Origin of the sequence: Dolichospermum flos-aquae CCAP 1403/13F (assembly GCF_012516395.1) — a bacterium.
In the GTDB taxonomy this organism is placed as follows: domain Bacteria; phylum Cyanobacteriota; class Cyanobacteriia; order Cyanobacteriales; family Nostocaceae; genus Dolichospermum; species Dolichospermum lemmermannii.
In genome coordinates this window covers 3,992,439-4,008,945 of record NZ_CP051206.1, presented here as the reverse complement: position 1 = coordinate 4,008,945, position 16,507 = coordinate 3,992,439, and the positions used below count along the sequence as shown (strand labels likewise).

Annotated in this window: 18 protein-coding genes; 8 read left to right on the top strand and 10 right to left on the bottom strand. The window is 37.3% G+C overall.

Going from position 1 to position 16,507, the window contains the following annotated elements; all coding sequences use genetic code 11:
• The first annotated feature begins 205 nt into the window (after positions 1-205).
• From upp to HGD76_RS19290, 3 genes are all read left to right on the top strand, one after another.
• The gene (gene upp, locus HGD76_RS19300) at positions 206-856 is read left to right on the top strand and encodes a uracil phosphoribosyltransferase (protein ID WP_168696724.1); all 651 of its coding nucleotides are present in this window, start codon (positions 206-208) and stop codon (positions 854-856) included.
• A gap of 76 nt (positions 857-932) precedes the next feature.
• A complete protein-coding gene (locus HGD76_RS19295) occupies positions 933-1,268 on the top strand; it encodes a ssl2009 family thylakoid membrane protein (RefSeq protein ID WP_168696723.1) in 336 nt (111 codons plus the stop codon).
• A 98-nt stretch (positions 1,269-1,366) separates the two neighbouring features.
• Entirely contained in the window at positions 1,367-1,645 is a 279-nt protein-coding gene (locus HGD76_RS19290; protein WP_015080346.1) for a YggT family protein, read from the top strand.
• 54 nt (positions 1,646-1,699) lie between these two features.
• Here HGD76_RS19290 and HGD76_RS19285 read toward each other — a convergent pair whose 3' ends face one another.
• The 4 genes from HGD76_RS19285 to HGD76_RS19270 form a co-directional block, all read right to left on the bottom strand.
• Positions 1,700-2,131: a hypothetical protein gene (locus tag HGD76_RS19285; protein WP_148765783.1), complete on the bottom strand. Its 432-nt coding sequence runs from the start codon at positions 2,129-2,131 to the stop codon at positions 1,700-1,702.
• A 727-nt stretch (positions 2,132-2,858) separates the two neighbouring features.
• Positions 2,859-3,473 carry a Uma2 family endonuclease gene (locus HGD76_RS19280; RefSeq protein ID WP_168696722.1) on the bottom strand — a complete coding sequence of 205 codons (615 nt, stop codon included), beginning with the start codon at positions 3,471-3,473 and terminating at the stop codon, positions 2,859-2,861.
• Between the two features lie 112 nt (positions 3,474-3,585).
• Positions 3,586-4,827 (bottom strand): bifunctional ornithine acetyltransferase/N-acetylglutamate synthase, encoded by a 1,242-nt coding sequence (gene argJ, locus HGD76_RS19275; protein ID WP_148765779.1) that lies wholly within the window; start codon positions 4,825-4,827, stop codon positions 3,586-3,588.
• A 230-nt stretch (positions 4,828-5,057) separates the two neighbouring features.
• Complete coding sequence (locus tag HGD76_RS19270; RefSeq protein WP_168696721.1) at positions 5,058-7,175, bottom strand: WD40 repeat domain-containing serine/threonine-protein kinase; 2,118 nt, start codon at positions 7,173-7,175, stop codon at positions 5,058-5,060.
• A gap of 478 nt (positions 7,176-7,653) precedes the next feature.
• Here HGD76_RS19270 and HGD76_RS19265 point away from each other — a divergent pair, with 478 nt between their 5' ends.
• The 4 genes from HGD76_RS19265 to gifA all read left to right on the top strand — a co-directional run bounded on the left by HGD76_RS19265 (position 7,654) and on the right by gifA (position 10,160).
• On the top strand, positions 7,654-8,130 hold the full coding sequence (locus HGD76_RS19265) for a helix-turn-helix domain-containing protein (RefSeq protein WP_168696720.1): 477 nt from the start codon (positions 7,654-7,656) through the stop codon (positions 8,128-8,130).
• Between the two features lie 128 nt (positions 8,131-8,258).
• Positions 8,259-8,528 carry a hypothetical protein gene (locus tag HGD76_RS19260; protein ID WP_168204474.1) on the top strand — a complete coding sequence of 90 codons (270 nt, stop codon included), beginning with the start codon at positions 8,259-8,261 and terminating at the stop codon, positions 8,526-8,528.
• A 56-nt stretch (positions 8,529-8,584) separates the two neighbouring features.
• Positions 8,585-9,631 carry a zinc-dependent dehydrogenase gene (locus HGD76_RS19255; protein WP_168696719.1) on the top strand — a complete coding sequence of 349 codons (1,047 nt, stop codon included), beginning with the start codon at positions 8,585-8,587 and terminating at the stop codon, positions 9,629-9,631.
• A gap of 328 nt (positions 9,632-9,959) precedes the next feature.
• Entirely contained in the window at positions 9,960-10,160 is a 201-nt protein-coding gene (gifA, locus tag HGD76_RS19250; RefSeq protein ID WP_015080354.1) for a glutamine synthetase inactivation factor IF7A, read from the top strand.
• Positions 10,161-10,228: 68 nt separating this feature from the next.
• Here the strand turns inward: gifA and glnA are convergent, their stop codons facing one another.
• Positions 10,229-11,644 (bottom strand): type I glutamate--ammonia ligase, encoded by a 1,416-nt coding sequence (glnA, locus tag HGD76_RS19245; RefSeq protein ID WP_015080355.1) that lies wholly within the window; start codon positions 11,642-11,644, stop codon positions 10,229-10,231.
• Between the two features lie 373 nt (positions 11,645-12,017).
• Here glnA and apcB point away from each other — a divergent pair, with 373 nt between their 5' ends.
• Complete coding sequence (gene apcB, locus HGD76_RS19240; protein WP_015080356.1) at positions 12,018-12,527, top strand: allophycocyanin subunit beta; 510 nt, start codon at positions 12,018-12,020, stop codon at positions 12,525-12,527.
• Between the two features lie 578 nt (positions 12,528-13,105).
• On the opposite strand, the gene HGD76_RS19235 is transcribed toward apcB, so the two are convergent.
• From HGD76_RS19235 to HGD76_RS19215, 5 genes are all read right to left on the bottom strand, one after another.
• A complete protein-coding gene (locus tag HGD76_RS19235; RefSeq protein ID WP_051155181.1) occupies positions 13,106-13,402 on the bottom strand; it encodes a type II toxin-antitoxin system VapC family toxin in 297 nt (98 codons plus the stop codon).
• Complete coding sequence (locus HGD76_RS19230; RefSeq protein WP_015080357.1) at positions 13,402-13,629, bottom strand: AbrB/MazE/SpoVT family DNA-binding domain-containing protein; 228 nt, start codon at positions 13,627-13,629, stop codon at positions 13,402-13,404. Before HGD76_RS19230 ends, HGD76_RS19235 begins: the two co-directional genes overlap by 1 nt.
• A gap of 119 nt (positions 13,630-13,748) precedes the next feature.
• Positions 13,749-13,997, bottom strand: a complete 249-nt coding sequence (locus tag HGD76_RS19225) for a hypothetical protein (protein ID WP_233466932.1) — start codon at positions 13,995-13,997, stop codon at positions 13,749-13,751.
• A 155-nt stretch (positions 13,998-14,152) separates the two neighbouring features.
• The gene (locus HGD76_RS19220) at positions 14,153-15,232 is read right to left on the bottom strand and encodes a glycosyltransferase family 4 protein (protein WP_168696718.1); all 1,080 of its coding nucleotides are present in this window, start codon (positions 15,230-15,232) and stop codon (positions 14,153-14,155) included.
• A 5-nt stretch (positions 15,233-15,237) separates the two neighbouring features.
• Positions 15,238-16,398 (bottom strand): glycosyltransferase family 4 protein, encoded by a 1,161-nt coding sequence (locus tag HGD76_RS19215; RefSeq protein ID WP_168696717.1) that lies wholly within the window; start codon positions 16,396-16,398, stop codon positions 15,238-15,240.
• Positions 16,399-16,507: the final 109 nt, after the last annotated feature.

Here is a 16,507-nt window from a genome sequence, read left to right as displayed (position 1 = left end):
GGCTAACTATCAGCAACCCCTATTTACTCCTGACTTCTTCCTGGGCGCAGACCCTGCGCCCCTACCTTCTTCTTTCTCCTTTCTCCTTTCTCCTTTCTTCTTCCTGACTCCTGACTCCTGACTCCTGACTCCTGACTCCTGATTCGGTGAATTCTGCTATGATGTTCCAGTAAAAAGACAATTATCCAGTCGCCCTTTTCTAGCTATGACGCAACAACTCCGTGTTTATGTTCCACCTCATCCCTTAATTCAGCACTGGTTGGGAGTTGCCCGTGATGTAGCTACACCATCAGTATTATTTCGTTCTGCTATTACTGAGTTAGGCAGGTGGCTAACTTATGAAGCTGCTAGGGAGTGGTTGCCGACTCAAGAAACAACGGTGCAAACGCCTCTGACTACCTGTTCAGCAACTTTTATTAATCCTCACATACCTGTGGCTGTTGTGCCGATTTTACGGGCTGGTTTAGGCTTGTTGGAGGGAGCGCAGGGTGTACTGCCTTTGGCATCAATTTACCATGTTGGCTTGGTGCGAAATGAAGAAACTTTAGAGCCTAGTTGTTATTTAAATAAATTACCTGAAAAATTTGCCCCCGAAACGCGGGTGTTAATTACTGAGCCGATGTTAGCTACTGGAGGCTCTATAATGGCAGTAATGGCGGAATTGACCCAAAGAGGTGTTGATCCGGCGTTAATTCGGATTATATCTGTAGTTGTTGCTCCCCCAGCGTTAAAAAAATTGGCTGCTGTCTATCCTGGCTTAATCCTTTACACCGCTACTATTGATGAAACGCTTGATGATCATGGGTATATTGTACCAGGGTTGGGTGATGCGGGCGATCGCATTTTTGGAACTTAAGCTAGGATGCCGCTAAGGCTGGAAAATAGCTAAAGTATTGTCAAAGTTGCTTATTTTCGAGAAGACGGTAAAAAATATGAGTCAACAAGATGGTTTTGCTAGTGGTTTGCTACTGGGTTCATTGATTGGGGGTGTAGTTGGTGGTGTTTTAGGGGCAGTGATTACTTCGCGCTTAGATGCTAAATTTGCAGATGAAGAAAATGACGGTTTAACTGCTGGGGACAATGATAGCCAAACAGGGGCTAAAAAACGGCAAATGAGAGCTTCTGCTCATGAAAGTTTGGAAATAGAAGCAACTAGGCGATCGCTCGAAGATAAAATTGCCCAACTTAATGCCACAATTGATGATGTGCGGAAGCAATTAGGTAATGTCAACAGCAACTCATCCCAGGAAGTTAATGAGCATTCTTAAGCTTTCCCTTAGTTATATTGATTAGCTACACAATGCGACGTGAGCTAAATTAAAATCAATCATGAATCTATGTTTGACATTTAACAGGAAAGTTACCCATGAATTTACTAATTACAACCCTAGCCACCTTTGTCTCCCTTTACAGCTATTTGCTGATTATTCGAGTCTTGTTGACTTGGTTTCCTACTGTTGACTGGTCGAGTCAACCATTTGCGGCTCTAAGCCAAATTAGTGATCCCTACCTCAATCTATTTCGTTCCATAATTCCCCCCTTGGGTGGTATGGATTTCTCCCCTATCCTGGCATTTTTGGCATTGAACATAGTTGGTGGTGTTTTAGATAGTTTAGCTCGCGCCACCTTGGTGCAAGGGTTTTAAGCCCCAAATTACGATTTTCAATGTAAGGACGTTCCCAGGAACGTCTCTACACTCTTATCTTCTCACTTGTCCGCTAAATCCAGCAGCTTTAAATTGTTTAAGTTGTAATGGTAAAGGTTGATTACTGGGGACAGTGATTCTAAATTCAAAATCACTAACTCCGGGAGGAACTTCCGCGATTAAACCCAGACGAGTCCGATTTTGTAAGGTTGAATCACCGTTAGCATCATATATGCGCCCAAAAATATCCGCATCATAGACAGTTTTACGAGTGCCATTTTCCGCTTTACCTGTAACTATGAAGCAACTAGCAGAATTTGAACCGCTACTACCCACTACTCCGCTTGTGAGTTCTGATGGACATTCGTGGTAGGAAATATTAGATAGTTTAATCTGTGTTAATGCTAAGGCTGTGGGTGTCCATATCCAGGAAAGTAACCCCATTAGTCCTGCTATAAAAATTAACTGCATTGAGCGTAACCGCATAAAATACACCTTTGATTGGAAATTTACGAATGTCACGAGTACAATTTTACCTCACGCAGAGGCGCAGAGTCCCAAAGACTAAAATTTCCAGTTATTGATTTTTGGTGTTACATGATATAGATATCAAAGTCTGCTAAAGCTATTTTAGGAATAAATCATAATTAAAACTTATAAAAATATAATAATACTTTTAATATTCATAACCCATCACAATTCAAGTTTAGATTTTCTTAATAATTAATTGAGAATTATTTTTATTTAGCAACGAGCTTGCAATACTTTCGGCGATTTGCTATAATCATGAAGATTTTCATAATTGGCCTTATATTGTCAATTTTATATCTGTCTGACAATATGATCCTCAAAACCCTTTATCTATAGTCGTTTCAGAAATCAATATCTAGAAATAATACAAAACTTCATAAATTAGCAGCAATTTTTGAGAGAGATTTAGACAAAAATTAGCCAAGAAATTATGGAAGTTGACTGGGAGAAAAATGTACTGTTGACAAATAAGTTAATTTATGGTATGTAACCCGTGCGACTTAACGGAAGTTTTCTTACCCAATAATCAATCTAAGTAGGTAAACACAATAAAACCAAACTGTGTAAAGAAACGTAAAATCGCTGAAAACTTCTTTACTCTTGCCTCAAGCCTAGTGCTATAACGACCATTTTCAACGCCAACCTACTTATGTGACGGAAAAATTTATTCATGATTTTATTGTCAATAAGCTTGAAAAATTTGATTTGCTGTAATATTTAATTCAGGAAAAGTTTGGGAAATAATCCGTTCATGATCTCTAAACTTACTAATTTGATATTCTTCATCAACCAAATTACAAACAGAAATTGTGGGTTGTTTAGGATTACCAATAAAATTCCTGCCACCTAAAGCTGCATAATCTACAATCCAATATTCAGAAATTCCCATTTCCTCATAATCAGCATATTTTAAATGGTAATCATCACGCCAATTAGTTGAGACAACTTCAATCACCAAAGGTATAGATGCACCATTACTCAGAATAGATTCTTTTTTCCATAATTTTTCGTTTACCAAATTTTCCCGATTTAGCACCAACACATCTGGAAAATAACCAGAATCTTTACCTTCTGGTCTAACTATAACTTGGTTAGGAATACCATAGGGTAATCCCAGACGTTTAATTTCAAAGGGAATTTCTACACCTAAAAACCCTTTAACTTCTTCATGTTCTCCTACCGGTTGTACCATTTCAATGATATTCCCATTATGTAGTTCGTAACGTACCCCGGAATTTTCAGGAAGCCCCGCGACAAATTCTTCAAAGGTAGTAACTTTAGATAAAGTTTGAATCATGGCTGTTGAGTATTGCTGATAATAAAAATATTATAGCGGCATTGTCAAACCTCAACTCAGATTAAGAACTATTGGCGTTGCAACTAAAAGTTAAGCAGCAACGCCGATTTTTTTAGGTCGTATACTCAGCGTTAATTTTTACGTAATCATAACTCAAGTCACAACCCCAAGCCTGACCTGTTCCATGACCATTACCAACACCGACGGAAATTAACACCGTGTCTGATTGCAGATATTCACCATTAGCTGCTGCTTTTAAATATGCACTAGCTGCGGCTTTATCAAAGGGTAAAGGTTGACCATTTTCAAATAGTAAAATATCCCCTAATTTAACAGAGAGGTTTTCTTGTTCAAAGGGGACTCCAGCCCGTCCAGCAGCAGCAGCAATCCGTCCCCAATTGGGATCATGACCGAAAATGGCAGCTTTGACTAAAGATGACCCGGCAATGGTTTTGGCGATTTGTCGGGCTGATAATTCATCGTGAGCGCCAGTGACTTGGACTTCTATTAAACAAGTTGCACCTTCGCCATCACGAGCGATCGCTTTCGCCAAATGCTGACACACATAAGTTAACATAGCTTCTAGTTTCTGTGCCTCTGCCCCCATTTCGGTAATTGCTGGGGTGCGAGATTGACCATTTGCTAAAGCAATTAAACAATCATTTGTACTTGTGTCACCGTCAACTGTTATAGAATTGAAGCTTCTATCCGCTGCTCTGGTTAACATTTGTTGCCAAAGCGTGGAAGAGACTGCTGCATCACAGGTAACAAAGGCTAACATTGTCGCCATGTTGGGGTGAATCATCCCTGAACCTTTAGCAATCCCACCAATTCGCACTGGACGGTCATGGATAATGGTTTCTAAGGCTATGGATTTTGTCACTAAATCTGTGGTGACAATTGCTCCTGCGGCTGCGTCTGAACCTGTTTCTGATAGTTCTGCAACTACTTTGGGGATACCACCCCGCAAAATATCCATTTTAATCCGTTGACCAATTACGCCAGTGGAAGCTAATAAAATGGATTCTGGGTTAATACCCAATTCTTGACCTAATAAATCTGCACTTTCTTGAGCATCTTTAATCCCTTGTTCACCTGTTGCGGCGTTAGCTTGTCCTGCATTACAAAGGATGGCTCTAGCACTATGTTTCCCTTGTAATACCTGACGACAGTAATCTACACAGGCTGCTTTAACTTGGCTAGTGGTGAATACACCTGCGGCGATCGCTTCCACGTCTGATACAATTAAAGCTAAATCCGGTAATCCCGAAGCTTTCAGTCCTGCTGTAATTCCCGAAGCTTTATACCCCCGCGCTGCTGTCACACCACCAGTAATTATTTGCCAGTCTGCCATAATTTTGCTCACAATTATCTATATCACGTTTACTGCTCAATTACCTTCCGCCTCTGGTTTGATATCAGCGTCCAGTATTTATCTCTATAAGTGAGTTTATCTGTTGACGACAATCTTTTTTTGGTTGGCGTTGAAAATTGTCGTTATAGCACTAGGCTTGAGGCAAGAGTAAAGAAGTTTTCAGCGATTTTACGTTTCTTTACACAGTTTGGTTTTTTCCGTTCACCTACTTACCGAAATTTAGTTTTATCAAGTACCAAACCTCGACGGGAAAAATTTTCGTCATTATTGACTGGAATCTGCCAAATTTTAATTAAATTATCTTCACCACCACTAACTAAAAACTTCCCGTCAGCACTAAAAGCAAGGGAGATAACAGCATTACTATGTCCCGTCAATGTTAGCATTTCCTCTCCTGTAGCCACGTTCCAGAGTTTAATGGTGTGATAGATTTGTTCTTCAGAAATATTTCGTCCAGCACTTGCTAAAATTTGACCATCAGGACTAAAAGCAATAGTATTAACACTATTATCTTCTACCATGAGAGTCCGAATTTCTTGTAGGGTTTGTAGATTCCATAATTTAATTGTGCGGTTGCGGCTGGAACTTGCTAAAATTTTACCATTAGGACTAAAAGCCACAGCTATGACTGTTTGTGAACTGGTACTTAAAGTCTGAATCGGTTCTTCTTGATTAATATTCCATAATTTAATAGTTTTATCAAAACTACCACTTGCTAAGGTGACACCATCAGGACTAATATCTACAGAACGTACCCAATATTTATGACCAATTAAAGTACGAATTAGCTTACCTGTTGTTAACTTCCAAATTTTGATAGTTTTATCATCACTAGCACTAACTAAAGTTTTACCATCACCACTAATAGCTAAACTATGAATTGCATCAGTATGACTTTTTAAGGTGTGAATTAATTGATTTGTTTCTAAATTCCAAATTTTAATAGTTTTATCATCACTACCACTAACTAAAGTTTTCCCATTAGCAGTTATAGCTACTGCATTAACATTTTGGGAATGTCCCTGGAGACTGGTAATTTCTTTACCTGTTATGACATCCCATAATTTAATATTATGACATTGACTATTACTACTTTTCTCGCAATCACCACTACTGATAATCAGTTTACCATTTGGACTCATAACCACTGACAAAACTTTGCTTTTATGTCCAGAAAAAGTATTGACTAAAGATAATTTTTTTGCTGATATTTCAGATATTGGTGGACTATTGCGAGGTTGACTCCAACTAAAAGAAAAATTAGTTTTTAACTTGCGAAATTCTCGATAACCAGATTCTGCTAATGCAAAAAAAACAATTATCCCCAAGATGAAAATTAAATTTCTAACCCAAATATATTTTGATGAATGTGGGTGAGAATTTTTTCTAGGTGATTCTATAATTGTATGATTCGCTGCTGGTAGAATATGAGTATGCTTTTTCATCAAATCTCTAATTACTTCATCAGCAGATTGATAACGATCCTGTATTTCTTTTTGTAGTAGCTTATCTATAATTTCTGCTAATTCTAAACTCAAAGGAAAACGTAAATAATGCCGCCAATTTCCTACCCAAGCATAACCATATTCCATCCATAATTGAAAAGGAGAAATTCCTGTTAATAGATGAAAACAAGTCGCACCCAAACCAAATAAATCACTTGCAGGATAGGCTTTTCCATCTCTAATTTGTTCAATGGGAGAATAACCATGGGAACCGATAGAAGTACCATTTTTTCGCTGTACTTGTGCAGTTAACTGTTTAGAAGAACCAAAATCAATAAGTGTTAATCTCCCATCAGATTTTCGACGAATAATATTTTCTGGTTTAATATCACGATGAATTACCCCATGTTGATGCACAAATTTGATAATTGGTAATAAATCTAATAAAATAGATTGAATATCCCAATCTTGATAAATTCTCCGAGATTTTAATTCATTAAATAAATTTTGACCATCAATAAATTGTTGTACTAAATATAAACAATTATCTTGTTCAAAATAAGCTATTAATGTGGGAATTTGGGGATGTTCTCCTAATTCTTGAAGTCGTCTTGCTTCTTCTGAGAATAGCTGAATTGCTTTTTTTTGTGACCAAGTACCTTGAAATTTTGGTGCTAGTTGTTTAACTACACATAATTCATTTAATTTATCAATATCTTCTGATATATAAGTTCTGCCAAATCCGCCTTCATCAGAAAGAACACGGAGTACACGAAACCGATTTCTCAAAAGTGGCACTAACGGAGTGTGACAAGTTTGACAAATTTGATGATTATTTGGATTTTGAGGATTTGAACAATCGGGATTTAGACAGCAGATCATAATCTATATGGTGCATCTGCATGATAAAATTTATAAATAAACCTAGATTTGACTACAGCAATTAGTAATTATATTTAACCTGGAAATTCACAAGCATAGAAGATATATTATTGCCAGTTATTTTGATGATATCTCATAGGAAATGGAAAATAACGGCATTTTGCCATTATTATGATGATGTATATTTTGGTTGAGAATTGCAGTTATATTTTAGGTGAAAATAATTATTTTCTTACCTATATTCTCCCATACAAATCATTTGTTAAACTGTATTTTCGTTTACAGATATGTCAAATTGTGATGAGAATTTACAAGATTTTATCTAGCTTCTCAATAAAAATGTACAAAAAATAAACTTGTCCAAAATCTATTGCTTTGTCACAACGTTTCACAAAGTATGTTTTATTTGATTTCTGTTGCGGATATTGCGTTTAGAGGATATAAAATATATGATGTATATATCAAAAATATATTCATTATGAAGACTATCACTGAGCAAAACCCTCCTTTAGAGTCAGTTATGGCTCAAGAACCGGAAAAATCATCTATCAAGCATCTTGAAAGTATACTCCAGCTTGAAGGCGCTCAACCAAAATTAGTAGGAGTAGACGGTCAAGAAATTCCCATTCCCGAATCGGTTTATCAGATTTTACATCAAGCTGTTCATGCACTGGCATTAGGTAAAGTAATATCTGTAGTTATTCAGGATAGAGAACTAACAACACAAAAAGCCGCAGACATTCTCAAAGTTTCCCGTCCTTACCTGATTAAGTTATTAGATCAAGGTGAAATTCCTTGTATTAGAGTGGGAACACATCGGCGTGTCCGGTTTGATGATTTAATGAAATATAAGGAAGAACGAGATACTAAGCGTCGGGAAGGAATTAAGCAATTTACTCAGTTTTTGGAAGCAGAGGGATTCTATGATGATGAAAGTAGTGAATTAGATCAGTAAAATGGTACTCTCTGTAATTTTAGATTCCTGTGTCATCTACCCCATGCCCTTACGTGATACTTTGATGCGTGCTGCTGAAGCGGAGTTATACGAATACTATTCGCTGCCAATTTTATTCCGGCGAGATTGTGCAAACTGCCAAAAAAGTATTAAATATACTAGGTATAGTAGCACCAGAGGGTGGGCGATACTATGAGGGTACGCGATATCGCCTCTGGCAAAAAGGGGAAATTTTAACAATTACTGCTAAAGACAATCGTGATGAGATTCTCAGACTTGAAAATGGCGAAATCGGGGGATATCTTTCATCAGCAGATGTTGAAGCATTCCAAATTTTTGAACAAAGCTTAGAAACACAATTAGAAAAAGCTAAAAGACAGAAAGATAAAACTCCATAACTTAACCTCACCCACAAAATGTTAAATCTAGTAACGTTGAATAGTGGAAAACCAACGTGAAAGCACAAGTATTTAGAGGCGTAAATCAATTATCCTACGAGGAAATCCCAGTTCCTACCCTAGAAGCAGACGAAGTGCTAGTACAGGTGCGGGTTGTGGGTTTGTGTCAGTCCGATATTAAAAAGATTCGTTATCCTTTGTATGAACCGCCACGCATATTTGGACATGAAACCGCTGGAACTATTGCGGCTGTTGGTTCACAGGTAAAAGGGTGGACAGTAGGACAACGGGTAGCGGTGATGCACCATATACCATGTATGCGTTGCGCTTACTGTTTAAATGATAATTTCTCCATGTGCGATGTTTATAAAAATATCTCGACTACCGCAGGTTTTAACGCCAGTGGTGGCGGTTTTGCGGAGTATGTGAAAGTTCCAGGTCACATTGTCGAAAATGGTGGCTTAATTCCCATTCCTGATGATATCAGTTTTGAGGAGGCGAGTTTTGTTGAACCCACTAATTGCTGTTTAAAAGCGGTGAAAAAAGCTCAAATTGCACCGGGACAAACTGTATTAGTAACTGGTGCAGGTCCAATTGGGTTAATGTTTATGATGTTGGTGAAGTATTTTGGAGCAAAAGCGATCGCTACTGACCTCTTACCATCTAGAATTGAAAAGGCTCTGGAAGTAGGTGCAGAAGCGGCTTTTGATGCCCGTGACGCTGATTTATCTACCAAAATTCAAGCTTTAACTGGGGGAATGGGTGTTGATGTCACCTTGTTAGCTGTTCCCAGTGACAAAGCATTTTTCCAAGCTTTAGACTGCACTCGCAAAGGTGGAAAAATTCTCTTCTTTGCAGAGTTCCCAGACGAGTTAACCATCCCCATTAACCCCAATACTCTCTACCGTCGGGAAATAGATTTAATGGGCAGTTATAGCTCATCCTACCGCCTGCAAAGCCTATCTGCGGACATCGTATTTAATCGTCGCATTGATGTGAAAGCCTTAATTAGCGATCGCTATCCCCTCCAAAATTTATCACAAGCCGTAGACCAAGCGATCGCCCCCACCGCGGAAACTTATAAGATTTTGATTTATCCCTAGTGGAGGAGTAGGGGAGTAGGGGAGTAGGGGGAGTAGGAGGGGTAGGGGAGTAGGAGGGGTAGGGGAGAGAAATATTCTTTTGCAACTGACAACTAACAACTGACAACTGACCAATTTCATGAAGTTTTATAACAAAAATATCATTTTGTAGTTTACGCTACAGATTTTTATGTTCTCATCGAAAATGCAAGCAGGATAGAGGAGATATAATCATATCAATCCTATTCATTTAAGATTCTGTAGCGTAAACTACAGATTTTTGTGTTATCATCAGATCGCAGGGAATAGTAAATTATTCCTTAGTAAATAAATACAGGGAGGTAGTGTCATGTCTATTCAAGAAAAAGCCCGTCAATCAATGGTACGTCAACATCAGCAAGCTAAGAATCGTCAACAATCCATGTTGATGCGGGCTGCACAGGAACTTAATTTGCATGAAGGAATATCTCACTACTGGAATCCCATTCAAGGTAAAATGGATGCAGCTACTCAGACGCTTTATGGACGTAGCCAAGCGACTATGAGTTAAGTGAAAAAGAAAGCCACCCCAGAGGGTGGCTAAAAAATTCACTAGTTGTACGTTAGTAATTGTTGTAATTAGCAATCGTAATACAAGAAGAATTCATAAGGATGTGGACGCAATTGCATTTGCTTAACTTCGTTAGCAACCTTGTAGTCAATCCAATTTTGGATAAAGTCTTCAGAGAAAACGCCAGTTTCAGTTAAGAAAGCGTGGTCATTTTCCAAAGCTTCCAAAGCCAATTCTAAAGAACCAGGAGTAGAAGGAATCTTAGATAATTCTTCTGGTGAAAGTTCATAGATATTTTTATCTAAGGGTTCACCAGGATGAATTTTGTTTTTGATACCATCAATCCCAGCACAAAGCATAGCCGCAAAAGCCAAGTAAGGGTTAGAAGTAGCGTCTGGACAACGGAATTCTAAACGCTTGGCTTTGGGGTTGTCTCCAGAAAGAGGAATCCGCACAGAAGCAGAACGATTACCTTGGGAATAAGCCAAGTTTACAGGTGCTTCATAACCAGGTACAAGGCGTTTGTAAGAATTGGTAGTGGGGTTGGTGATTGCCAACAGTGCTGGAGCGTGTTTGAGAATACCACCAATGTAGTAAAGTCCCATTTCGCTCATACCAGCGTACTTGTCACCTGCAAATAGGGGCTGACCATTTTTCCAGATAGATTGGTGACAGTGCATACCAGAACCGTTATCGCCAAAAATGGGTTTTGGCATGAAGGTGACGGTTTTGCCATACTTTCTAGCCACGTTTTTGATCACATACTTGTAAGTCATCAACCAATCAGCGGCTTCAATCAACTTACCAAATTTGAAACCAAGTTCGCACTGACCACCAGTCGCAACTTCATGGTGTTGCTTTTCAATGGGTACGCCACAATCTTTCATGGTTAGCAGCATTTCTGTCCGCATATCTTGAAAGCTGTCAGTGGGAGGAACTGGGAAATAACCTTCTTTGACGCGGGTTTTGTAACCCAGGTTAGGTCCTTCTTCTCTACCAGTGTTCCAACGACCTTCTACAGAATCAACGTAGTAGTAACCGGAGTTGGTGGTTTGGTCGTAACGGACATCATCAAAAATGAAAAATTCAGCTTCAGGACCAAAGAAAGCTGTATCACCAAGTCCAGTAGAAGCTAGATAATCTATCGCTTTTTGGGCAATAACGCGAGGACAACGGTTGTACCATTGGCCAGTACGTGGTTCTTTAATACTACAAATGATACTGAGAGTTGGCTCTTTCATGAATGGGTCAATCCAAGCGGTGTTAGGATCAAGCACCATGGTCATGTCAGATTCTTCGATACCTTTCCAACCCCGAATACTAGAACCGTCGAAAGGTACACCGTCAGAGAATGAACTTTCATCAATCTGGTCTTGGTACATGGTCAAATGTTGCCAAGTTCCCAGTGTATCAATGAATTTCAGATCAATCATCTGAATTTTTTCGTCTTGAATCTTCTTCAAGATTTCTTTTGGGGTTGTCATTTTTACTTTACTCCTGATGTAGCCAATTACCTAATATAAACCCAGAGTCTGCCCAAGCATCCTCACCTTGTTACGCTAACCCAAGTTGTCATACACTACCTGGAATATCGTAAATAGTTAACTTGACATGATTTTGTCATGTTTGTTACAGATTGTCTGGATTACAGGTTATGTTAACCTTTCTTTCTTAATCTGTACAAAACTAGAAAATTCATGATCAGGGGTCAACTTTGGCATAAAATCCTTAGATAGCAGATGGATAGTTTTTGTGCCAGTGTCTATTTTATGTGAATTGGCACGGAATCTTGTTGGTGCTTCATGGCAACCAAATTAATATCAAATCATAGATAACTCATGATTGGGAGAAAAAAGAATGCGTGATGCCGTTACAACTTTAATTAAGAATTATGACGTAACCGGGCGTTATTTTGACCGGAATGCCATTGATACCCTCAAATCCTACTTTGATAGTGGAACAGCTAGAGTTCAAGCTGCAGCAGCGATTAATTCCAATGCTGCCGCAATTGTGAAACAAGCTGGGGCAAAGTTATTTGAAGAACTACCAGAATTAATTCGTCCTGGTGGCAATGCTTATACAACCCGTCGTTTTGCCGCTTGTTTGCGGGATATGGACTATTATCTCCGCTACGCTACCTATGCGCTAGTTGCTGGTAATATGAATGTTCTTGATGAGCGTGTATTACAAGGACTCAGGGAAACTTACAATTCCTTGGGTGTACCCATTGGTTCAACTGTTCAAGGTATTCAGATAATGAAGGGTATCGTCAAGGAACAGGTAGCGGCTGCTGGTATTGCTAATACTGCTTTTGTGGATGAGCCTTTTGATCATATCACTCGTGAATTGAGTGAGATTGATGTTTAGGATTTCAAAAATAGACATCTGAGGACAAGGTAGAGGCGTTCTATAGAACGTCTTTACTCATAATTGCGCCCGAAAACATGGAGATGTCTATTAATATTCTGGAACTATTAGTTCTAAGGTGGGAAAATAAGTGCGGTAACGATTCACATCTCTGGTTAAAAGTATCATATCCATAATTACCGCATGAGCGCCTATGTAGAAATCAGGTAAAGGAGATTTTTTAGTTCCACCTTGTTGACGATATTTTACAAGATTACTCGGTAAGCGTAAAGCTCAGTCACAAAGCGTGCTGAGATATAAGCGACACGGGCGAAAATATTTAGCCTAACTCGTTGACTAGTAACAGTAGGTGTGATATACTTTTAAAAGTTCCATAATTTAAGTATAACTAAACAACGTAAAAACTTAACTAATTTGGTTGAGTGCGTAGTCATACCTAACAGTATTGCAGTTTAGGAAAGCTAAATTTGGTGAAAAATGAAATACAAAAATCGAGTACGGTAGGGCATACCGGAATTAACGCTTTAGGAGAATCGACCTCTGTTTTTGTTGGAGTAATCCAGCAATTGTAAGTTGGCTCATTGATTAAAGAATCTCAGTGTCTTTAGACCTGAGAGTGTCAAAAAGCATTTTCCCGCTAAAAATGCTGATTCCCAAGGTAGGTCTAAACGGTGAAAAAACTTGATAGGTAATATGGCTTCTAGTTCTTCTATCTTTTGAAAACCAATTGAGACTTCAGCATAGATAATGGGATTAATGTTAAGTTTTGTCTTTTCAGCATATTCAGTTAACTTATTAGCTGACCAATCAAACCAATTTGGATCTTCTGTAACAATATCCAAGATTATATTGCTATCAACGAGTATTTCTTTCATTAGTCTTGTCTCGTTAATGCCATTATTTCATCGGTGGTCATTTTGACTGTAGCTTTACCTCGCATCATTTCTATGAGAGTTTTACCTGGGTTGGGTTTCGCTTTGGTTTTTTTTACGTAAACTGCATCTCCGATGATTTCAAATTCTACTTCTGTGTTGGGTGTAAGTCCTAATTGTTCTCGTATTTCTACGGGAATAGTTACTTGTCCTTTGGATGTAATTCTCATGGTTTTGATCTCAAGTAAGAAAATTCTTACTTTTAGTATTACATAATGGTTTTAAAATTGAATATCCACCCAGTTTTTTGCCTCAGCAAAGCGACTTAAATGTTTGACATTTGTAGTTGCTATTTTTGGAGTTGTTCTTGTTGATTCCATGTTGATTTATGGGTGCTAATTGGGGTATTTTGATCTAGTTTTGATTGCAAAATTATTTTCAGATTTTGAGCATCTGATGATTCTAAATTGATAGGATGAGGGTATCCTTCTAAAATTAGTTGATAATCACTATCAATATTATTGTTATTGGGAATTAGGGCAATAAATCGGGTGATGTTGAGGATTTTACCGCTGGGAAGTTCTATGGAGGTGTTCATGGGTTTCTCCTTTGTTACACTAGTCAATATTTCTTCTATTCTATCATATAGCAATCCTAAATTGGTTATAAACAACAATATATCTGACTACTATAAGAAGTCGGGGATTTTATCTCTTGCAATAGAATCAGGATGTACACCAATTGTACTTATACTCAAAGATATTGTTTTAAAACTTCAACTGTAGCAAGTCCAGTTTTTTCCCAACTAAATTGATTTGCTCTTTTTAGACCTTTTTCTGAAAGTTGTTTTCTGGTTTCTGAATCATTAATAATTGTTGTCATTGCTGCGGTGATTTCCCCTGGATTATAGGGATTAATTAAAATAGCAGCATCTCCTGCAACTTCTGGAAGGGAGGAAACATTAGAGGTAATAACGGGAGTACCACAAGCCATTGCTTCTAAAACTGGTAAACCAAATCCTTCCCAAAGACTAGGAAAAACTAGCGCAATTGCTTGATTAATAATTATTGGTAATTCGTCATAGGAGACATAGTTAAGGAATTTAACTAGATGACTTATTCCTAATTCTTGAGTTTGGATTTCTAATAATGGGGAGTAACGTTGATCGTAGGGTCCCGCTAACCATAGTTCATAATCATTTCTGTTAGGTAGTGCGGAAAAAGCGGTAATTAGTCTTTGCAGGTTTTTGTAAGGGTCTTGACGACCAACATATAGGAAGTAATTGCGGGTGGGGAGGTTGAGGAATTGGAAATGTGAGTTATCTCCCGCCAAGAGAATTGGTGTTATTTTATGACTAGGAATCTGGTAAAATTGGATAATATCATTGGCTGTTGATTCTGATATACAAATAATATGTTCTGCTTGTTTAAAAACTTCAGGAGTATAGTATTTATGGTATGTTGTCAATGGTGAAAAGCGTTTAGGAAAACGCAAGGGTATCATATCAAAGGCTGTGACAATAAAACGACATTTGGTATATAAAGGTGCTTCGGGAATAGGGGAAAATAAAAGTTGGGATTTGAGGTTTTGATAGATTTTTGGGAGTTGGAATTGTGTCCACAATAAACGGCGTAAATGTCCTTTTGTACCGTCCGCAGGAGTAAGATTATTTGGAACTGGATAGCAGTTAAAATCAGGATAATTTTCTGCTGTTAAGAGTGTAGGATTAAGAGATTTTAAATAAGGGAAAAGATTTTTAGCATAGTTGCTTATCCCTGTTGGTTGAGAGAAGAGAATAGATAAGTTAATGATTAATTGATTAGAATCTACCATATTTATTAAATAATACTTTTATAAGCTTTTAAAGTTTCTTTTGCTGTTCTTTCCCAGGAAAATAAATCTGCTCTTATTTTTCCTTTATTAATCAAGTTTTGTCGTAGCTGAGAATCGCTAATTACTTGCAGAATAGTTTCAGCTAATTGCATATAATCATCAGGATTAATGAGTATAGCTGCATCTTCTGTAACTTCAGGAATTGAAGAAGTATTAGAGGTAATGACAGGAGTACCTAACGTCATGGCTTCTAATACAGGTAAACCAAATCCTTCATAGTGGGAAGGATACAGAAAAACGTCAGCTTTTGAGTAAAATAATGCTACTAATTCATTAGATAAGTAGTCAAGATGATGTATTTCATCTTTGGAGGGAGAGTTTTGAATAGCTGTAAATATTGGTTCATAATTCCAGCCTTTTTTACCAATTAATACTAATTGATGTTCTATTTTATATCTCTTTTTTAAGAAATTAAATGCTGATATTATAGCATTGATATTTTTTCTGGGTTCTATGGTACTAACAAATAAAAGATAAGGTTTGGAGAAATTAAAGTTTATATTATTAACTTCTTTTTCTAAATCTAAAATAGATAAAAAGTTAGGATTATACCGACTAGCCAGGGGTGTAACAAAAATTTTCTCTGATGGAACTTTTAAATAATTAATAATATCTTGTTTAGAACTTTCGGAAATAGTAATAATTAAATCTGTCCATTGAAGGCATTTAATTAATCTTTTCGTATATTGTTGTACCACAGAATTAGTATATTCTGGATATCGAATAAAACTTAAATCATAAATAGTAATAACTTTCTGAATATTTTTATAAGGATAAACGGTATAATTAGTTCCATGAAAAACATTAGGTTTTCCTAAAATTGGTTGAAGATAATGAGGAAAAATTTGAGGTAAATAATCTAAGAAAAGATTAGAAAGACGAACAGGTATAGGAATCTGATAAATATTTGAATAAGGCTGAAGATTATCTGGGAAATTTAATTTTCCTTTTAACCAATTTTTTAATCCGGGTTGATAAGCTAATCCTAATTCAAAAGATTCTGTATGTTCTAATTTAGACAAAGCTTCCACTAAATTAAAAACATATAAACCCACACCACTGGGCTGAGAATCAATTGGAGTAACATCAATAATAACTTTAAACATTCAACAAATTATAAATCATTTTTACTTAAGGGTAATTTTACCAAAATTTCTATTAATAATTCAGCAAAAGCTGTATCAAAACAAAAAAGGGCATAAAAGTATTATGCCC